Source organism: Collinsella sp. AM33-4BH (assembly GCF_003469205.1).
Classification (GTDB): Bacteria; Actinomycetota; Coriobacteriia; order Coriobacteriales; family Coriobacteriaceae; genus Collinsella.
Genome location: NZ_QSIN01000002.1, coordinates 290,634 through 309,705, shown reverse-complemented (window position 1 = coordinate 309,705; position 19,072 = coordinate 290,634). Strand labels below are relative to the sequence as shown.

General features: G+C 48.7%; 11 protein-coding genes and 1 pseudogene. 2 read left to right on the top strand and 10 right to left on the bottom strand.

The features are described from left to right. Window positions 1–11 precede the first annotated feature (11 nt). From DW821_RS10285 to DW821_RS02840, 4 genes and pseudogenes are all read right to left on the bottom strand, one after another. Window positions 12–374 (bottom strand): hypothetical protein, encoded by a 363-nt coding sequence (locus tag DW821_RS10285; protein WP_117636991.1) that lies wholly within the window; start codon window positions 372–374, stop codon window positions 12–14. A 102-nt stretch (window positions 375–476) separates the two neighbouring features. Then, a pseudogene (locus DW821_RS10415) lies at window positions 477–659 on the bottom strand (nucleotidyltransferase family protein); the annotation flags it as partial. 105 nt (window positions 660–764) lie between these two features. Then, on the bottom strand, window positions 765–968 hold the full coding sequence (locus DW821_RS02845) for a hypothetical protein (protein WP_117636989.1): 204 nt from the start codon (window positions 966–968) through the stop codon (window positions 765–767). A gap of 308 nt (window positions 969–1,276) precedes the next feature. Further along, window positions 1,277–2,044 (bottom strand): hypothetical protein, encoded by a 768-nt coding sequence (locus DW821_RS02840; protein WP_199584261.1) that lies wholly within the window; start codon window positions 2,042–2,044, stop codon window positions 1,277–1,279. Between the two features lie 377 nt (window positions 2,045–2,421). On the opposite strand from DW821_RS02840, the gene DW821_RS02835 reads away from it, so the two are divergent. Together DW821_RS02835 and DW821_RS02830 are read left to right on the top strand one after the other, a co-directional pair. Next, a complete protein-coding gene (locus tag DW821_RS02835; RefSeq protein WP_117636987.1) occupies window positions 2,422–3,090 on the top strand; it encodes a hypothetical protein in 669 nt (222 codons plus the stop codon). A gap of 68 nt (window positions 3,091–3,158) precedes the next feature. Next, entirely contained in the window at window positions 3,159–4,313 is a 1,155-nt protein-coding gene (locus DW821_RS02830) for a hypothetical protein (protein WP_117636986.1), read from the top strand. 531 nt (window positions 4,314–4,844) lie between these two features. Here the strand turns inward: DW821_RS02830 and DW821_RS02820 are convergent. The 6 genes from DW821_RS02820 to DW821_RS02795 form a co-directional block, all read right to left on the bottom strand. Beyond that, window positions 4,845–5,747, bottom strand: a complete 903-nt coding sequence (locus tag DW821_RS02820; RefSeq protein WP_118065460.1) for a hypothetical protein — start codon at window positions 5,745–5,747, stop codon at window positions 4,845–4,847. 303 nt (window positions 5,748–6,050) lie between these two features. Beyond that, window positions 6,051–6,581, bottom strand: coding sequence for a hypothetical protein (locus DW821_RS02815; RefSeq protein ID WP_118065458.1), 531 nt, complete (start codon window positions 6,579–6,581; stop codon window positions 6,051–6,053). A 30-nt stretch (window positions 6,582–6,611) separates the two neighbouring features. After that, window positions 6,612–7,517 carry a hypothetical protein gene (locus DW821_RS02810; protein ID WP_118065456.1) on the bottom strand — a complete coding sequence of 302 codons (906 nt, stop codon included), beginning with the start codon at window positions 7,515–7,517 and terminating at the stop codon, window positions 6,612–6,614. 556 nt (window positions 7,518–8,073) lie between these two features. Next, a complete protein-coding gene (locus tag DW821_RS02805) occupies window positions 8,074–11,694 on the bottom strand; it encodes a hypothetical protein (RefSeq protein WP_147487024.1) in 3,621 nt (1,206 codons plus the stop codon). Window positions 11,695–12,045: 351 nt separating this feature from the next. Beyond that, window positions 12,046–12,513 carry a hypothetical protein gene (locus tag DW821_RS02800; protein WP_147487022.1) on the bottom strand — a complete coding sequence of 156 codons (468 nt, stop codon included), beginning with the start codon at window positions 12,511–12,513 and terminating at the stop codon, window positions 12,046–12,048. A gap of 580 nt (window positions 12,514–13,093) precedes the next feature. Next, window positions 13,094–18,973 carry an ATP-binding protein gene (locus DW821_RS02795; RefSeq protein ID WP_118065450.1) on the bottom strand — a complete coding sequence of 1,960 codons (5,880 nt, stop codon included), beginning with the start codon at window positions 18,971–18,973 and terminating at the stop codon, window positions 13,094–13,096. Window positions 18,974–19,072 lie beyond the last annotated feature (99 nt).

The window sequence follows — 19,072 nt, the reverse complement described above, 5'->3', positions numbered from 1 at the left end:
GTAAAGGAAAGTTAAACAGCAATATTCTTACTATTGATTGTTTCGGACGAACAGGGTTTCGAATCGTACTCCAGAGCAACCGGTTGCCTGACAGGGTCTTCGATGGCGCAGTTTAGGGTCTTTGCGAGCGCCAATGCCGAAGAGAGCGAGGCACGGCGTAGGTCGAGTCGGATCTGCTCGTAGAGCTGTATAGCGCGAAGTAAACCCCCGATTGGGTGGCGAGCTATTTTTGCGTTAGACCGGCTGGGCTTTCCCGTGGCTATTAACGCATCCCCATCGCGGATGGCCTTTAGGTTCTCAACGTTGAGTACAACGGGAGGATCAGATAGCAGGATGATATTCGCAAACTCATCGTCCCGCACATGTTGCTTCATAGATGCGCACCTCATCTTGCTTGATACTTTTGCGGAAGGGCAGGCGCATGTGCTCTGGTGGGTTGGTGACGATATCAACCTTTCGCCAAGTTCCCTCTCGAGCTCATGGGAGAGTTCGTAAAGCGTGCCGAACGTCATGGTGTTGCCGCAGACTAGGCGCAAGTCAATATCGCTATTGGGCGTTTGCTCGCCTCGGGCAAACGAGCCAAATAAATAGGCTTCTCTGACGTCGTATTGAGCCAGCACGCGGGATACCGCGGATGATATGTAATCAAATGAAATCATGTCTCAATTGGGCGATTAACAGTAGAACGTCCGAGGGCCAGCGTCGAAACCGCCGGTCTGGCTTTTTGCCGTTCTGCAAGCTCGAAGATAAACGGAGCGTTTGATCTAACGAACTCGGTCAAAAAAATCCAGATCGTCGGCAGTAAATCCCTCGAAGTTGAACCACTTGACCGTAGGCAAGTAGCATTCAACGTGGTCAAAGCTAAAATCAACCGGACGCTCGACGGCTACACGAACGGCCCCGTCATCTCTTGTCTCTGAGTAGGCAAACTGAGTGCCGTCATTAAGCTGAACATAGCTCCATAACATGACTACCTCCTTAGTGTTTATATCCGAGTATTAAGAGCAGACTAGATGGTTTGGATGTTCTTTTTAGAAGGAGTTTGTCAAAAAGACATTTTTAGAATTCATGCAGACTCTCCGAAAAAGAAAATGCCTCCAACCCAAAGAGATTGAAGGCATCTTCTCAGTGGGCTTTCTTTTGATTCCGTTGGTCACGCCCTACGACCAATTTCTGATTTTAAGTATGTTCAGGTAATGAAGGAAATGAGTGAGATTTCGAAAATGAGTTTGGCAGAATTAGGCAGAGTCAAATAACGAATGCCTCGTGTTATTTCTTACCCTTTGTTCGGAAGCAGAAGCTTGGTATATATCTGGAAGACAGTAAGAAGAAATAGGTCTTCCATGGTCTCGATTCTCTCGCCATCGAAACCGCCGGGGCACCCGTAGTACCTATTGTTGGCCTCGTCACCAGAGCCGTAGGTTGCCGCGTAGAATGCAGCGGTCGACGCGAATCGGCAGGCCTCTATCTCGAGGCTCGATTCGAATTGATAGTCATTTTTTAGATAGGAAATGGGGGCGAAGGAAGCGCCCCTCGATTCGAAGGCCTCGGAAAGGACCTTACGGATAAGGTAATCGTACCCCGGGGTACAGCTATCAGGGGGCAGGAACGAAGAGTCCAGGCACTCGGGAAGAAGGTTAACCCGAGGTTCTGGCAGTCTCTCCCCCGCATACCTTTCGAGGCTGTGAAGCACGTATTTCCCATCATCATAAAGAACAGATTCATCTTTTGGGAAGCGGTCACGGAGGACGGCTTCGACTGCGGCGATGCAACGGACGAACAGGTCATCCTCTCCCCTGACCCGCAAGTCAAGACTGCAGTATTTAAGAATCAGATTCTGCACCTCCGGCACTAGGCAGCAGAATTCCCAATACATCTTACGTGAATAATGGAAAAGATCATTGTGCATGGCGGCAACGGCGCAAAGCGGAATCAGGCCTCTGTCGGCGTAATGCTTCGAGATGAACTCAATCGCTCGTGCCTTATTCCCTTCGGCGTGCCTACGCTCATCCCTCTCGTCCTGACGACGTTCGAATACTTCCATGCGCTTGCTCTGATATATTTGTATAAAGGCGATAACAATTGTCGCAGCTAAAGAAGATACCGAGCATATAAATTCAGGCATCGTGCTTCTCTCCAATAGAATTCTTACACAAAATCCAGTAATCACGCGATCCAATTATTGAGCATTTTTACGCATAGGGCGTTTGCTTTGATCGGAGCCATTTCATTATGAGCTTGTGCGAGTCTAACGGAATATTGGTGAGCTTATGAGGCTGGTTAGATCAGGCCATCTTTCGTCGACGAATCGGCGTCATCTGACAATGCAAGAGGAGAACGTTGATACATATACACCATCGTTTAAGCTCACTGGATTAGTTCTTGATAAGATGCGAAGAATAGCAGCAAGGAGATGATTGTATGGTTCGGCGAATCTCTAAATCGGAAATTGCCGGCGTACTTGAGCAGTGGCGTGTCGGGTCATTAATCAAATTTGTGACGCAGAGAGTTTATGCGGAACAACTTATCCAGGGAATCCCCTACCTGCAGGCGATTGATGAATTTAGATCAAAAGAGGCGGGAGATGGAAGGTCTGATGCCTACGAGGGTCTCCTTACAAGTTTTATGTCTGTTGGTTCAAGTCGTGCAATTTACTGCATGACGGCACTTGAAGATTCGAATTATCAATTCTTCCTACAGAGTAAGGATGGGCGGCGCATTAGAGACGAATTTTCAAATAGAGGCGCTGCAGTTTTGATTAAGGATCCTGTCGAGTTTTTGCTTCGATTTCAGGAAGCGGAACCTGAAGGTATCAATTTTGGACTGGTTTCTTATGACGGAGACATATTTGAGCCCAAGGTGGCGTTATCCAACTTTAAGCAGGCAGCCAGTGAAGTTACTTTCCACAAGAATCGTGCATATGAATATCAACATGAGTTTCGAATCGTCACTGGCCACGACTGCGATATCGACTTTAAACAGGAGGACAGGGATGGTGTAACGCACAACGTGTTCAACGGTTACATTCCCTATCAGGGTTTGAGACTTGGCTCCCTTGATGACATTGCTGAATTGCTTACCTTTCAGTGAGCGTCTATCGACAACGTTAAAAGGCGCGAGTTGAATTATGTATAACTTATAAGGGCGGAGGATCCAGCATGAGCAAGAACAAAAGCGACCAGAACGCGCACGAAGAGCAAGTGTTCAATGATGTTCTTAATCTATCAATGGCCTCGGGTGGTTACAAGAAGAAAGCTGCCTTGAAGGTGAGTGGATCTATTAACGCAGGCAGCGAGTGCCCTGATATTGTTATTACCCGCGAAAATGGATCCATTGTTGGTTTGGAGCATTTTAGAATCGACCATAACATCAAACATGGTCGAAACGCTCAATCAAAATCTGCTGAGCTCACATCGGTAATGAAAGCTGACTATGAAAAGCTGGTGCCAAGGCTAAAAGCCGACGACGTATCGTCGGAGGAAATGGCGAGTTTAGTCGCAAACTATGTCTCAGTGGCCAAATATCATCAAAGCTGTGCATGTTGCGATGATTTGACGCGCTCCCTTGATGCTCGATTGTTTGGTGGAAAAACAGGTCATGCTCGCAAATTACCTAAATACCGCAATCACCTTACTGAACTTAGCGGTGATGGTGGACGCATTGAATTGGGCTATTTAATTGAAATTCATTCAGATTTTCAGGGATTATTCATTCACGATGGAACAAGAGTGGCCCGCCTCGACAGTGGACAATGCCCACTTTATGCGGAAATTTACGATCTCCTTTTCAAGGCATCTTGCGAGGTCGATTGGATCCTAATAGGTTTTTACCCATGCCTGACTGACCAGATTGCGAATGCCGCCATCATAGATTGTCGTAACAATATGTTTAAGGAGAGCTGCCGCAGGCAGCGTCTTAAAAGAACGGAATATTTAGGTCTAGGTAAAACGGAACCCTTTCTCAAACAAAGCAGAGTCGGAGAAACAGAAATTGAGCTTTGCGCAGATAAGGTAAATATCAAAATCGAAAACCCCGCTGAAGGGATTTCCCCTGAGCTCCTATTTTGCACTGCGATAAATGATGCTGCAAGAGCATTAAATCTTGATAGAAGCGGCGAAACGTATACAACAACTATTTCTGTTCAACTGATTTACGAACTCGTGCGGATGAGGAGTAAGAAGATACGAGGCATCGTAAGAATCTATGACGTTATGCGGCTGCTTGCAGAGATTGAGCCAGCTATGTTGAAAAGGGAAATTGACAGTTTTGGTGAACGGTATAACATTTCCGAAACACCAGACTTTTGCTTATAGACAATCCGTGATGTCACTAAGAAGCCAGCTCACACAGCCCACCAATGAGCCCGGTTTAATATTTGCCCGCTTTAGCACCGCCGAATATTGCGAGGCAACTCTGCTGGTCTTTCACTTGGGCACCAAGGTCGACATAGATCCCGGTGCCCTTTCGTTGCCCTCAGTCCAATCTGCGACAATATTGATTGATTGTCTCACTCATGTGGATCTGGGTCGCATGTCACGATTCAGCCCATGGTCGCGTCCATATGGCCTCTGCCTTCGATAATTGGGCGCCTATAAACAAACAAGCAAATAGCTATACCTTGTGGATGTCCCTTTCTTCCAAATGGTAGCTATTTCAGCAGCGATATGCGGAGGCCAAGAGCACTGTCCCCAGTAGGAAAAGCGCTACGGACGCGACGACCCAGTTGTTGTCGCCGGTCTTGGGGAGTGCCGCTGTTGTCACAGTGGCAGCCTTGGGCTTGAGGACTTTGACGACTGTGGTCTTGGTTACTGTCGTTGTTGTCTTGGTTGTTGTGGCCGCGGGTCTCATCGAGGGATTTGCCGTGGGCACTGTGGTGGGCTCTCCAGCGGCGGGGCTTGCATCGGCGGGGGCTTGTCCGCGCTATCGCCAGTCACCTCGCCCCTGTCGGTCTCCCCCGCCGGAGGCGTGGCGACATCGGGCACAACCACCACATGCGGTGCCATCGCACCGGAGGCATCCAACACGCCGCTAGCACCAAAGGCCCCGTCGGCAGGCGTCACAAACCGTGCGGACACAAGCGACCCGCCCGTGCACGCTACGCCGCTATCGGCACCGGTCGCATCGAGCCGCGAGGCGTCGACGGAAAGCCGGCAGCCAACCGCACCGTCGCCAAGGCCCGCGTCCTGCAGATACACGCCGTAGGCGCGCACGCCCGCTCCGTACCCGGCGCCCGCGGCAACGACGCGCCCGCCGCCGCGCACGGCCATGTCGCCGGCGATCACACCGGCGACCGCCTCGTCCGTGATATCGGCCCCGTCTGCCCGGGCATCGACGGTGCATCCGTCCACCACGAGCGCCTGCGAGACGTGGATCCCGCACTGCGAGCCCGTCGCCGTCAGGGTCCCGGCGCCGCGAAGCGTCAGGTTGCCCCACACCTCCATGCCGCACAGCGTGATGTCCGCATCGGGCGCATGCGACTCCGTCACGGAGTTCTGCCCGGCAAGCGTCAGCACCAGGTCGCCGTCGGCGCCGATGGCCTCGCCCGCGTAGCCGTTAAGCTCCAGGTGGTCGGCATCGGTCCAGGCCCAGCCGGGGCCCGACACGCCCGGCACGCAGTACGTCGCGCCCGCAATGATGAGGCTCTCCGCGCCCGCGGCATAGGAAGGCCCGCCCAGCAAAACGCATAGGCAGGCCATGGCAACAATCGCAATGTAGTTACGGCTGGTGTAGGACTCGGCAGCAAACATACCCGCTCCGATCTTCGCAGAGCCAATAGAATGTGCACCAGAAAATGCCCTGGTAGCAGCAGCTACTAGTTTAGCGAGATCAAGGCACAAACAAAGAAAATGCCCCTGAGCAGCGCCAATAATTAGGTGTAAATCGTTTTGCCAATCGGTGAAAGGAGCGGATCACGTCAAACGATGTTCGTAAGTCATTGCGTATGCAACCAAGATCGTTGACTGCGTCCGCAAAACTCTGATTTGATTTGGATTATTCTATATATGCGCGGCTCAGTGAAGCACTATTATCAAAAGCTCATGGGCTTGGGACTACATTTTCCAGCCGCGTGAAAACGCTGTGTATGCAGCGCTAATTCGTTTTAGAGTCATGAGTGTGACAAGTAGAAAGTTAAGAAGAAAGAAGGCCGCGAGACAGAATAAGAATCTGGAAAATAGCTCATTGAAGTTTTTTGTCAATGGGGCAATACATAACAAGCCAACAACGAAGAGCCCATCCAAAACAGTCCACATAGATATATGAAAAGATTCATCAACCATTGTAAACTCGCGATCGAGTGGTTTTGGATCTTTTTGAGAGCTCATTTGCAAGCGCAATTGAAAGAGAAGTACCGCAACACCACACATAAGGCCAGAAATTATAGAGATGCAGCTAATGAGATTAGATATTAAATCTTCAAGGTTAATGCAGCCGTCAGGCCAATTAAAAAACAGAGCCACCGACAGCAAAGCAGGAACAATTAGCTGAACAAATATATCGCCGTGCGATATTTTATTAGTTTGATAATTGCGGAGTGTATCAATATATTTGATTAGAAGTTGCCAGAAATCAATTTTGCCCATATTATCGACCCTCCGGAGTAACCTAATAGACTATTTATCTCTATTGAAGACATCCTCTGCTCTGGCGAAACTATCAAGACAAACGGCGATAAACTGATCATCAGAAAGTGGCGGCTGTCCTGATTTATTTAATACTTCAGTTATGGGAACTGCGAATTCCTTATCAAGCATAAACGTCTTAGGTTTTCCGTCACGTTGCTTTAGCGTGGCAAAAACTTCTTCTCGACCAGAATAGTTGCTCGTAACGTCAAAATACTCCGCAACCGCTTTCTTGTCTTTTATCATATCAATTGTCGCTAGAGGGATGCGAAGGCCTCTTTTATGTTTTGCAATGAATGACATAGTTCCCACGTTTGCCACGGTACCGTCTTCAATGTTTTTGGAGGGGCGATAACGGCGAAGTTCGAATTGTTCCACTCCCGTAAATGCGTCTAGTGCAGATCTTTCTTGCACTCGTTCTGATTTTAAGGATATTCCCGTTGTATGACTGGCAATATAATTCTTTAGTGCTGTGACGGGCACTGAGGCGCCTCCGCCATTCGGAACGGATTCAATCCCAATCAGCGCGTAGCCTAATCCGGGAGTACATTTTATGAGTAGTCTAGAAGGGACCATTCCGGCCATTTCCTCTGTGTAGGAAATGCCACTATCGGCCATTGTTCTTGTGTCAACGACATCAACACGAAGTCCCGCACGACCAGATTTTAGATTGACCAAAACATTGTCATTTATTTGCCTATAAGAATCGAACTGAATGAACCGTTCACCTTCATTTACTTGAAACGGCGCGTTATTGTCATTAACAAAACTAAAAATGTAGTCTAGTAAAGGTTTATTGCCGTAATTCGAGACATCAAGTCTTTCCTCTTTGTGTCTATTGGTATTTGCCCAAAGCCTATAGACAACAAGTGAGTGCATCGCGAACAATCCGGGCATTAAAGTATCTCCTTAGCAATCATATTAATGATGATGCAATTGTATTCCTGCTGGTGGATTGATGAGCTAACAGTTTAGACAGCAGGTGATGATTCGGTGAGCGGAGGTGTCCCCGAACGCCATGCTCTTCTCAGTTGAGTCCTAGGTCCTTTCGACATCACCTATATTGCGAATCGGCACCGTCGTCCACCCGGCCGGATATTGCGGTTCGGCACCGCCATTAAACGCCTCCCCGCGCATCCCCGTTACGCTCGGGCTGCCATGCAGTCCAGAGAACGAGGAGGTTCCACGTGGCGAGAAGGATCAGGGCCAGGGGGGGGTCCTGAGGCTGAGGTCAGTGAACGGGCTGTCGTAGAACGCGATCGCCCGTTCACCGATCCTTTTAGCCAGAATGCTTGTTCCGCTGTATGTTTCTACGTTCCTTATTGAATAGAACTCTTGTGAGTCGAACATGCCGATCTTGATGATGTGGCACAGACTTTTGCTCTACGGGCGGCATTCACATACATGCTGCGTATGCGAATGCCGCTTTTGGTCGCAGCAAAGGCAGGGCAAGCTATAGTAGGCCGTGCTCTTCAGCTTTTTCTTTAATCTTCATGATCACTTTCGCCTTTTCGGAATCATCCTCGCAGCTCTGATCGATGTAATAGTGCGGATAAGATGCGATATCCACAGCCAACCACGATCCCCAGGACTTTGCAGCGGAAACAATTCGTGGTAAATCACACGAAAAGAGTCGAGGTAGGATAGACCGGTCTTTCGTAGGATATTTTTGCAGTAGCTTTTTTAGAACCTTCCTGCGAGAATTCCACTTGGGTCCGTCTAAATACTCATAAACAGTCTTTGCTGGTCCAATAAAGTTTCTCTCGGTCAGCTCAACGAGGACAGGGTCATAGCAATGCATTTTACCAATCGACTCTTTATTAATCGTAAGAGGGAAAACGCTTCTGTTAATCGCCCTTAGCCGGGTCATTGCGTTGAGCAAATTGGTAGATATCGGATGTGCCTTGTACAATAATCCAATAGCAAGGTCCAGAACGACAGAATCATCCAGAGTTTGGTCGACAGGCATTTCAATAATCGGAAATTCTTTTATAAATCTATCAAACAGGCAAAGCTCGCTACTCAATTCATCGACATTTTCGAGCTTCAAGATAAGGCTTGCATTGCTTAATGTCCCTGCAACTTTTTGGTTGAAAACGAGCTCTCGAACCAGCGCGATTCCCATGGCGCCTGTATTATCAATTGAATTGTTAGGATCGAGTTCATTCAGATTAACTTTGCCACCGTCTAGTTTTATTTTGGCAATGATTGAACTTGCGAGTTCGTCAACGTTGGCCGAATCGCTCCATGACTCCGCAGCTCGACAGAGGCTAGTAAAGATAAAGGGCGGGAATCCAGCAATCGAATATTCAGCTGGATATAAAGCCGTCAGGTAAGAATTAAGCGAATCCTCAGAAGAAACGACCCTTCTATAGACAGAAGGATATGCTTCCTCGAGCGTGTCTAGCGTTGGAAGATCCGATGCTTTGCATGCAGACAACAAGTTGGCGCGCGTGACGTCATAGTTTCCAAGTTCGGCAACCGAAGAGCTGAGTTCAGTTCCAAGAGCGCTTAGCTTGTGAATGGTAATTGAACATCTACTGAGATAATTCGCTATAACATTAGCCCTAGTTTCGTTTGAGACTGCATCAGCGATTGACATGGTCTCAATATTTTTCGACAGCCAGGAAGAAATCGACTCGCATGTATAAGAAACATCCAGATTCATGTTCGCAAAAGCATAGGAAACAAGCTCGCGCTGGGACTGAGTCGCGCAAACGCTCCCTGATGACTCAATGAGGATATCGAAGCTACGCTCGGTTTGATTAAGCAATGCCGAAATAAACTTGTGCACAAGACTCTTATTGTTGGGATATTCCTCAAGCAAGCGTTCGATTATCTGTCTTCCTGAGCTTGTGTAATTGTTGACGATACCGTTTACAGTTGTAATGACTGCATCACGACCAACATTGGCTGAAGGAGCGTTCCCTCCGCCAAGAATATGCGACAGCAAATAACGGTTGAAACAACAAGGACGATCCAAGTGAACGGTCGGAATGATTTTTAAAACTGCATTGCAATCGTCATCATCTAAGAAATAATCGAGGTCCTGAACACCGCGCTGATAGCAGTGATAGACAAAGTTAATAACGCGCGGCTTTGCATCAGTAGGATATTTAGATATGTAAAGGTCAAAGTCTTTTCTTATATAACCCTTCCTAATAAGTTCGCAAACAAGTTCGTCGCCTATTATTTGTTTAACAATTTTGGCAAAGGATTCAAGACGCTCTTCCCCTCCATTGGTATTGATTGGACAAAGCAAATCTTGCTTAGAATAAAAATCAGCAGTACGAAGTTGTTCGGTTTTTGAATCTAAGCTGGCAAACGAGGTGTCGCTAAATCCATCGTTCAACAGAACTTTCATTCCGATATCAGGCAAATCGATACCAACTAAGTCAAGAAACTCTCTTTTGGTCAGCCTTACACCTTCGCTGCCATAATTGGGACCATGGCCGATATAGAGGAATTCCTCGGGGTTAAGTGAAAAGAACTCTACCCAGAAACTCTTTCGAAATATGCTGTCAGAGTAATTGCTTCGCGTGTCAAAAGAATTATTTCCTATTGATAGACAGCTTATTGAATAGACGCGTTCATCCAAAGCCTCCTTAAGCTCATTGCCCAGCGTTTCGGCAATCTCATCCACAAGATCACCGTGTTCTTTGAAGCGTTGGACGAGTTTAGTTGCAGCCAAATACTGCGGAAGCAATCGATTAATCCCCTTTTGATGTATGTCGTACAGCTCATTTAACTTGCCCTTGCCGATTCGAAGGTCCTCATATTCAAGAGGATAGAGGTTTTTATAAATAGCAATTGCCAAAATGCCTGTACAGGTCAACCCCAATGCAGAGGGACTACCGAAAGAAGGGGAACCCATTTCATGTGTCATGACCAGATAGTCATTACGGATGCTGACCATCAAGCGCATGTCTGCAATATATGGAGCGGCCAGAAGAAGTAAATCAGAATAGCGCGCACCTTCGTCTGTCTGACCGGCATCCTTTAGCTCCGAAACGAAAACTTTGGCGGCCATTTCATTGGCATTAAACTTAGAAATAAACGGCACTACAGAAATGACCATGTCGAAAAACTTGACACGACCGGAGCCAAGAACTTCTTTTGAAGCTCCTTTGGACTCATTACCAAAGGTAAATATGCTGTCCTTTATAGCATATACAAATCTAACAACCTTATTGCCATTTTTGCCAACAATGCCAGGCGCTAAGTTTAAAAGGTCATTGAGTTTCCGCAGTTCGTCAAAAATGCCCAGATCGTCAAAGCGATCAATATCTTCGAAAATTACGGTGTCGTACTTATTAATTTCGAAGAGATAAATAAGCTCGTCCCTATATTTATTGAAGTATGAAGAGTCGCCGACTTCCTTATCGAGCGATAGGTTCAAGCCTGATGTCGAGATTGATTTTAGATGCAGGCTGTTTATAGACGAAAGTAGACATGCAGAAATAATTGTAGTCAGGAAAAACGTAACGGCAGCTATGGCGATGAGTATCAATAAACAATGATGCAGGGAATCATCATTCATGCTTGCTAGAGCATTGAACCAGCGTTCGGCATCTCCCTTTATGGCGCCTGGGAGAAGCATCGCGATGATAATGGCTGTAAATAGAACTAACGATAGGGATAGGATTTTCGGGATCTGACGATATAGGGGAATGTTATGAACTTGATTGAAAGACGACTTACTCGCTTTCGAAGGATTTCCTTGATAAAGAAGCTGGCCTAAGATTTCGCGTTCAAGTAATGCTGTTGTTGAAGGTTTGGAATCTGACCCATCGCTGCTCGGGCCGGTACAAAAATTTGCCAAACTAACTTTTGCAATATAATGACCTTCCGCCTTCGCTTCTTTGGCAAATTGTTCCAAAATGCTGCTCTTGCCACTTCCGTAAGATCCTGAGAGAGCTACATTTTTGCAATTTTGCTTATATAAAGCATCGTTAAGCCGGCCAACGTATCGACCATGTTGACTAGAATCATACTTTGGAGTCATTGGTCTAAGTTGATTTTCCTGGCAAATACCCTCCTTGGAAGCAAGCCGGAATCTGCTAATAATGCTCAAGGCGCAACCAACCTTCCGATATAAAGCCGCATTACTTAATACATTTGGGTCAATGGTATTAAGATGATGGAATCAAGTCGGGAGCGCTAATTGCCGACTTGAATAAAAATATGGTATCAGCTTGTGGTCTAGTAAAGATGGACGGGACCAACCTATAAGACTTAATAAGTACCAAATTGGTTTTATTTGAAAGGGGCAAATCGGCACCTGCTCACATACCCTTCCCTTATTGCTATTAAGCGCTTTTCAATAAGTACTTCTTGAATTAGAACTGCATCAGGTCATAGCTTGTTTAGAATCTCAGTAGAAACTGAGTGCTGTTACCAGTCATCCCGTAATCCATCGATTCTCTCAGCGCCATATAGGACCTGCTAGTTGTATTTGCCACTGAATTGCACCCCACTTGTTTTGCTGACATAGAGTCTTGTATGAAGCTGCAAGAGCGTTTTCTTTTTCAAAGAGATCTTTTCGTTGTTTGGGCTCATGTAACTTTTCAGAGGCCTGTTCAAGCGTCCATTGATATTCCTTTGCACTCTGAGACATCTTATTCAATAGAATTTGATACTGATACATTGAAAACAAAAGGGATTGATAAGCTTCTATGAATTCGGCTATTGCGTCTCCACTCTTTCCTTTGAAGCAAAATTTCGCCTCCATAGCGAGCGTTCTCATTTCATCAAGCTTTAAATGCAATTTAAGTTGAGAGTCGGCATCTAACACATGATTTATTGAGGCTGAAATTGATTGCAAGTACGTGGTGTTAGTTAGCCAAACAAATAGCCGGTCGATAGCCAGTTGCGGTTCGTCGTTATGCTCCAAGTTCTTCGCGTTTTTTTGCGTAAACGCTCATGAGTTTATCGACGGTTATCCAAATATTTAAACGTCGATTAAATAGAGACTGTTTATTACTGAGACGAGCTTGGTAACAAGAAATGAACAACTCAATGATTGCCACAATCGCTGAGATGTACTCAGGTTGATTCGTTAGGTCCATTGTCTCCTCCGCCATTAAAGATCAATTGGCAATACCTTGATTATCACTCTGCATTTTGGATTCTCTGATTCATCTTCTAGATGATTCCAAGGCCCTTTCGACACCACATATATTGCGAATCGGCACCGCCGTCCACCCGGCCGGATATTGCCGTTCGGCACCGCAATTAAACGTCCTCCCGCCCATCCCCGTCACGCTCAAACTCCTGCAGGCGGAGTACGCCTGCGATTGCGCGGAGGCCGGCGCCCCGTCGATGTCCTACAACAGGTTCTGCAAGCGCTACCGGCAGCACACGGCGTCCCGCAACGTGGTGGGCCAACGCTCTACATGAAGCAGGATATATAGATGCTGTGCCAAGTGCACGCCTTCTCCTTCCTGTTGTCACAGCTCACGCGATTCATGCGATCATTTCTCAAAAGGCGACATCATTTTTATGGCCTCGCACATGTCGTATCGATCCTTTATCTGGTCAACATGATTGCTCGACTTCGTGGACCAATAGATGCGACATCCATGTTCTTTTGCGGCTTTCTCCACGAGCTCCTTGTTAAAGACCCACCTCCATAACCGCGGCTGTTGATAGTAGACAGAATGACGAAAGCCCTTTTCCACGGGGAAGCAAAATTGTTCGAACCAAGTAACTCGGTTTCCTAATGCATCAACCCAAATTAGAGGATTGTCGATTTTCGGAATGAAACCAAGCATCCTCATAGCACGGGAAGGGAATACCTGGCAATCGCAGAACGTCATGGTTATGCAACCGGCCAGCGCATTGCACAATGATATGCTGTTTCGGGAAAAGGAGGAGGCCATTCCTCCTCCTTTTCCCGACAATAGTCCGTAGCATCCGTACTCCCTATCAATAACGTCGTCTGGGCTTTCGCAATCAAGCGACGCCATGCGAGCGGAGCCATAATACTCGTATTGTTCAGCTTGACTCCCGTATGGGATATACAGCTTCCAGCCTAGGCACGCCTCGCCCCCATTCAAATCGATCATGGGCAGTTTGGCCGCGACGTGTTCCGCTTCTTCAATCGCTCCAGCCTCGAATAACTCGATAACCCTTGACACCCCGAATGCCACCGGGTCCTTAAAAAAGGGAAAATGCGAGAAGCACCATACGTCAGCAGGGTCCACAAGGATCGAAGCGGCTACGCAGCTCGGAATGGCCCGCCAGCGCCCATGGCACAATCCAGCATAGAGAAGCTCCTGGCCGTAATCCTCCTGTCCGCACGCTGGAAAAACGACCCCGTCATTTTGCATATGTCGTTTAACAAACGGTCGGACTTCCCCTCCGCGACATAATTCCAGGGCTTCTTTGACGTCCTCGCAGCCGTCACCGCAAAGGCTATAAGCTTCCGATAGGAAGGTTTCTATTCTAGATGGAACCTCGCAGCTGCTGTTTTCGGTCAACTGTGGGTCGTCAATCCCTGGCTTGAGAATAATCCCGGGTGCTCCGGTATAAATTGAGAGAAGGTAAACCTCATCCGCCCTTTTAACCTTATCGACAAGCTTGGTGAAGCAGTCCCAGATCACATCGTCTCCAGGGAAAGCGCACCACCAGCGACCGAGAGCCTTCTCAAGCAAGATACGTTCATACGGTCGAAGAACCTCCAGCCCTTCGCACACGCGCTCTCTCATGCTTTTCAAACGTAAACCGCCCCAGACGATTCCCCGCACTGCGTTTTCTGTCCTATGTGGGTCTTCAGGGAGGATCGAATCGAGCAGGATGTCCGACACAAGCTCGGGCAACAATTCCGGCTCGGACAAACCGGATGATTTCTTTTCCAAAGCAGCCAGATCGCACTTTCCATTGCAGGTGACCCACCTTCGTTTGCTGTCACACTCGAGCTCAAATATCACCTCGAAAAGCGCCGGGTTTCTCACCCTCGCTCTGACCATAATTGCATGCATGATATCGTTTGGGGCGGCTCCAAAGCCGTATCTTTCCAACCCTCGGTTCTTCCACGAGAGCAGTTTGAAAAAGAACTCGTCATCGGAGTAGCTCGCGATGCCGTCAATCAGTTCGGTTACAGATGTGGAGAAATGAGCCCATCCCTCTTTGCAAAGAGCAGTGCCACGCGCTTCCACAAGGCTGTTAAAGACCTCACTTCTTTCTTGCCCTCGACCGACCAACTCCGAGCAAGCCTTGGCAACGGGCTCCCAATACCAGCGATCAATCTCTTGGCGAAACGCGATGTCCTTTACCTCTTCATCCGATAGGTCACTAAGATCTCGAGGGACATCTGCGATGGAATTCTCAACCCCAGATTTAAACGATTCGGTTATTGGCGCGTCTTTGATGGCGCTCTCTATGTCAGTAACCTCACTCTCGAAACCATCTTCGCATCCGAGTTCAACCGCTTTATCTCTACATGTTTTAAGGCAGAAACGGAGCCCCTCTACGTCCTCGGCCGAGCAACAAGACGAGTTCCCGAGCATGCCAGCAAATACAGCCAGCACATCGCCTAAGCACGCTGCGTTCGCCAGCAAAGACTTGAGTTGATGCTCGATAAGGCAATGGTCATACCTATACTCCGGCTGCAGCGAGCGGATTCTTGACAATTGTGCGGGACCTTCATTCGCCGCCCAATCCGCCACCTTCTCCATCAGCACACTAGACATTCTGTTGTCACCCGATTGCGATGCCGCATTGTCCAGCTCGAGCAATTCAAAAGCGTGAGTTTCAGTTGCCATCCCGAACTCAGAAAGCATTTCGAAACTCTCAACGAGATTGGACAGTGAGTAGTCCTTGTGGTCGGTGAACCGAGCCGACCCAAAGAGGATAGCCTCATCGCAATGCATCGCGAGATCTCGATCATAAGAAGCGAGCAAGGGCCTTAGCATGTCGTGAATCTCAGAGGCATCCTGGGATGCCAGCAAAATCGACCCGTCCGGTCCATACTCTTTCGAGAGATAGCGTCTAGGAATCTCACTGCCTATCTTCTGGAGATGCTTGAGCATCCTCAGCTTTGCGCAAAGGGGCTTTCTAGAATAAATGAAACCCTTTAGATCTTCCTCCTCGAACGCTTTTGCACAAAGGTCCACGCCTTTCGCGGAGACGAATGCGATGTATGGTACGGCACATGTCTCCATAGTCAATAAGCCGGGCCAATGCGGAGCCTGGGCCCACTCCCCCAAAACACGCGCCTCGTCGGTTCCTGGCAATATGGTCGCGCCATGTCCCACAGCATATCCGAGGCAGGCCGAGGCCCGCAACGTTCTGACGATAGACAGGTACTCCCTGTCGGAGCGATCCATCCATGCGATCGTCGCGTCCATGTCCAGTCCCATGGCATCGAAACCGTCGCGGTCGGATTCATAACCGAAAATGAAGCTCTCTGCAAACAAGCCGAGGGTAAAGCCCTCACTATAGACATTTCCTTCCCTATGGCACAGCAACGGCTCGGACCTGCCGGCACTAGACACGTGCAGCCCCTCTGACAAGCACAAGGCGTAGGCTATGGTACCGATTTCAAGTTTAAACGAGTAAGCCGAAAGCTTTGAGAAGAATGCGCGTTGCGCAGTGCGCGATGCCGGAAGTGCTCCGGTCAGTAAATCGCGCATCATGTTCGTAGCTGCATCTACTGTGATCGAAAGCCCGGCGATCTTAGAGAGGTCGTCGTCTTCCAGTGAAGACTGCATTAATAAACCTCTCACGAAGGCGTCCCGAAAACGGCACTGCAGATTTTCCGCATCACCCCCGAGATCAGGGGCGAACAGAAAATCGTCATAATCGAGTCCACGGGTCGCGGCGAGACCGCCCCATGCGGACATCAGCATGGAAGCACTGTCGTCTTCCTCGAGGACTCCGTCTTCCTCATCGGAATCCGACAATATATTCAATGCTGTTAGAGGAGAAAGGCCAGAGAACCAGATGCCGTACAGCTCGTCGCTCTGCTCCGTGCACCCGGCGTCTTTAAGCAACCAGAGACATCTTTCGAGCGTCGTTGCATACAAGGTGGCTGTCTCCTTGTTGAGGGGCGGCACCATGTAGTCCATGCCCACCAATTCCTCGAGGTGAAGAAAGGGCCTGCGCTCGAGCCAATACTCGAAGTGCTCATTTACCTGTGAAAGGGTCGAAAGGGCAAGTTGGACCCTAAGCACGTTTTCCAGCTTCCCCGACTCACATGCCATTCCATATACCGTCTTCGCCTGCTCGCAGAGAAGACTCCAAGGAACGCCATGGGCAACGGCATCGATGACGTACGACGTGTCAAATAGACTGATGCAGTCCTCAACTCGACCAGAGGCGGCAAGCAAACGAACGGCATAGCAAGATCGGACCACGTCACCCTCCATCCCCAACGCGGCATCGGCGAGGCTGCCGGACGCAAAACGAAGGTATCCTTCCATACCGGGCTCCAAAGCCTTAGAACTTACGAAGAGCCTGAAATCGTTGTGAATGGGGCGAGTGGATCCGTCGGCGCACTTTCTCAGCAAAGGAGAGAGAATAGCGATGTCGCGTGCCACCACGTACTCCTCCGAAAAAGAATCGGGAAACGCATTGCATAGGAGCTTAGGATAGATCGCTCCGTCGAGAAGGTGCATCGACGAAGCGATGAGACCCAGCGCGTTCGATCCGCTTCCGTGATGTTGCTGAATTTTATCATTGGCTTTCTGCCAGATAGACTCGTAGTATTCCTCGACGTTTTCCGAAAGGCCCAATGACCGCAGCTTTTCAATGGCACAGCCACAATCCGTCTCACCAGCGATTGCGTGAACCGCATACACCACAGACAAGGTGTTCCCATTGGTTATATTGATAATCTCATTGGAGAGGACGAGGGTCTCTCGGTCTGAAAAGTCGGCCCTATCCGACAAGAGGGCGTTAACGTCATCAGCGTCGATATTGGGGAGGCGCTCCATCTCGACACCGACGTGCTCCCCCTTGAGCCATTGTGGGTAGGCGGAGTATAGATTAGCTGGCTGGCCGGAGACGAGAATCTGAACGCCTTCTGGAATCGATTTTGGTGAGGGGAGGTGCTCCAAAAAAGTTAATCTCTCCTTGGCCCGTGCGGCATGATCGATGCCGTCAATCACAAGAATCGTCTTGCAGCCTCGCTTGGTTGAAAGCGATTTGGCAAGCCTTAAGACCTCACTCCGAAGCTCGTCATCTGCGCAAAGTTCATTGAAAATAGGTATTTTAGGCTTCTCCCCGGCAAGTTCAGGTGTATCACGAAGCTGATTCAGCAAGGTACCCCACAGTTCCCTGGGAGAGACGATGCCGGCATCAGGTGAATAGCTAAAGTCATCGACATCCAAGGGCTTGAATGCATAGAACCTGAAGGGACGTGGGCTCATTCGCTCGCATAGGCAGCTGACCAGTCTCGTTTTTCCAGAGCCAGGACCTCCCTGGAGAAATATGACCCTGCTATTGGACGATTCCAATCTGTCACGCAAAAGTAAGCACAGTCGCTCCCTACTCGGGAAAACTGGTATAGGGATGGGGACCTCGATTGGTATATCCATTGGATTTCGGTTAAGCTTGCAGACGCATTTCCGGGCGATCTCCGCACTAACCATATTGTCGCCCGCCGCAGTGGTCCATCTCCGGAGCTCGGCGGCAAGCAGGTCGAATACTCTGGAAGCCAGTTCTTCTGACCCTCCGCATACCTCATCCCTTAATCTACCCATTAGCTTGATCTCTTCGTCGTGAAGCGACGGAGCGCCTGCCCTGATCGTTAGATTTCTCAGGAAAGGCACGATATCAGGTTCCTCAAGCTTTGTTGAGTCGGCGAATTCGTGCCACTGCATATCGAGGTCGGGGTCGTCGAAAGTGATATCGGAAGACGAAGCAACAGACCCGAGCTCTACGGACAGTTTGTCCCAGAACTCACCAAGGGGAAGCCTCTTGTAGGGCTTTCCCATATACTCCGCACCTGTCTTATTTTTGCCCAGCGCACGATTCGTGTACAAAATAATTTCAGGAATTGCCTCTTCTTTACGCGAAACTTGCTTCCATCCTGCCGCGAGAGAGGCAAGCAGAGATTTATTGGGACTCTGTTTTTCACCCGATTCACCCTCCGCCACCAACGATCCGAACGTCAGGTTGTTTGCGGTCGCTGTCGAAGCTTTTTTATGCTTCACTTGGACACACACCATGGGAAGCCCGTGCGAACGTCGGACAACGACGTCATCAACCCCCTCAAGGCCGACTTCTTGAAAAGTCACGGACTCAATTTGATCTAATCCTGCGAGCATGGAGATCACGTAGTCGAGTCCGACATACCATTCGAACCAATATGGGTCGCCTGCGCCAGGCTGGCAGTATTCCGACGACAATTCTCATCCTTTCATGCATACCCCCATTGAACGCAAATAGCGACATCAGAGGTTTAAAGATTACATTGCAATGCAATCTCAGAAGAGTAGGGATTATTC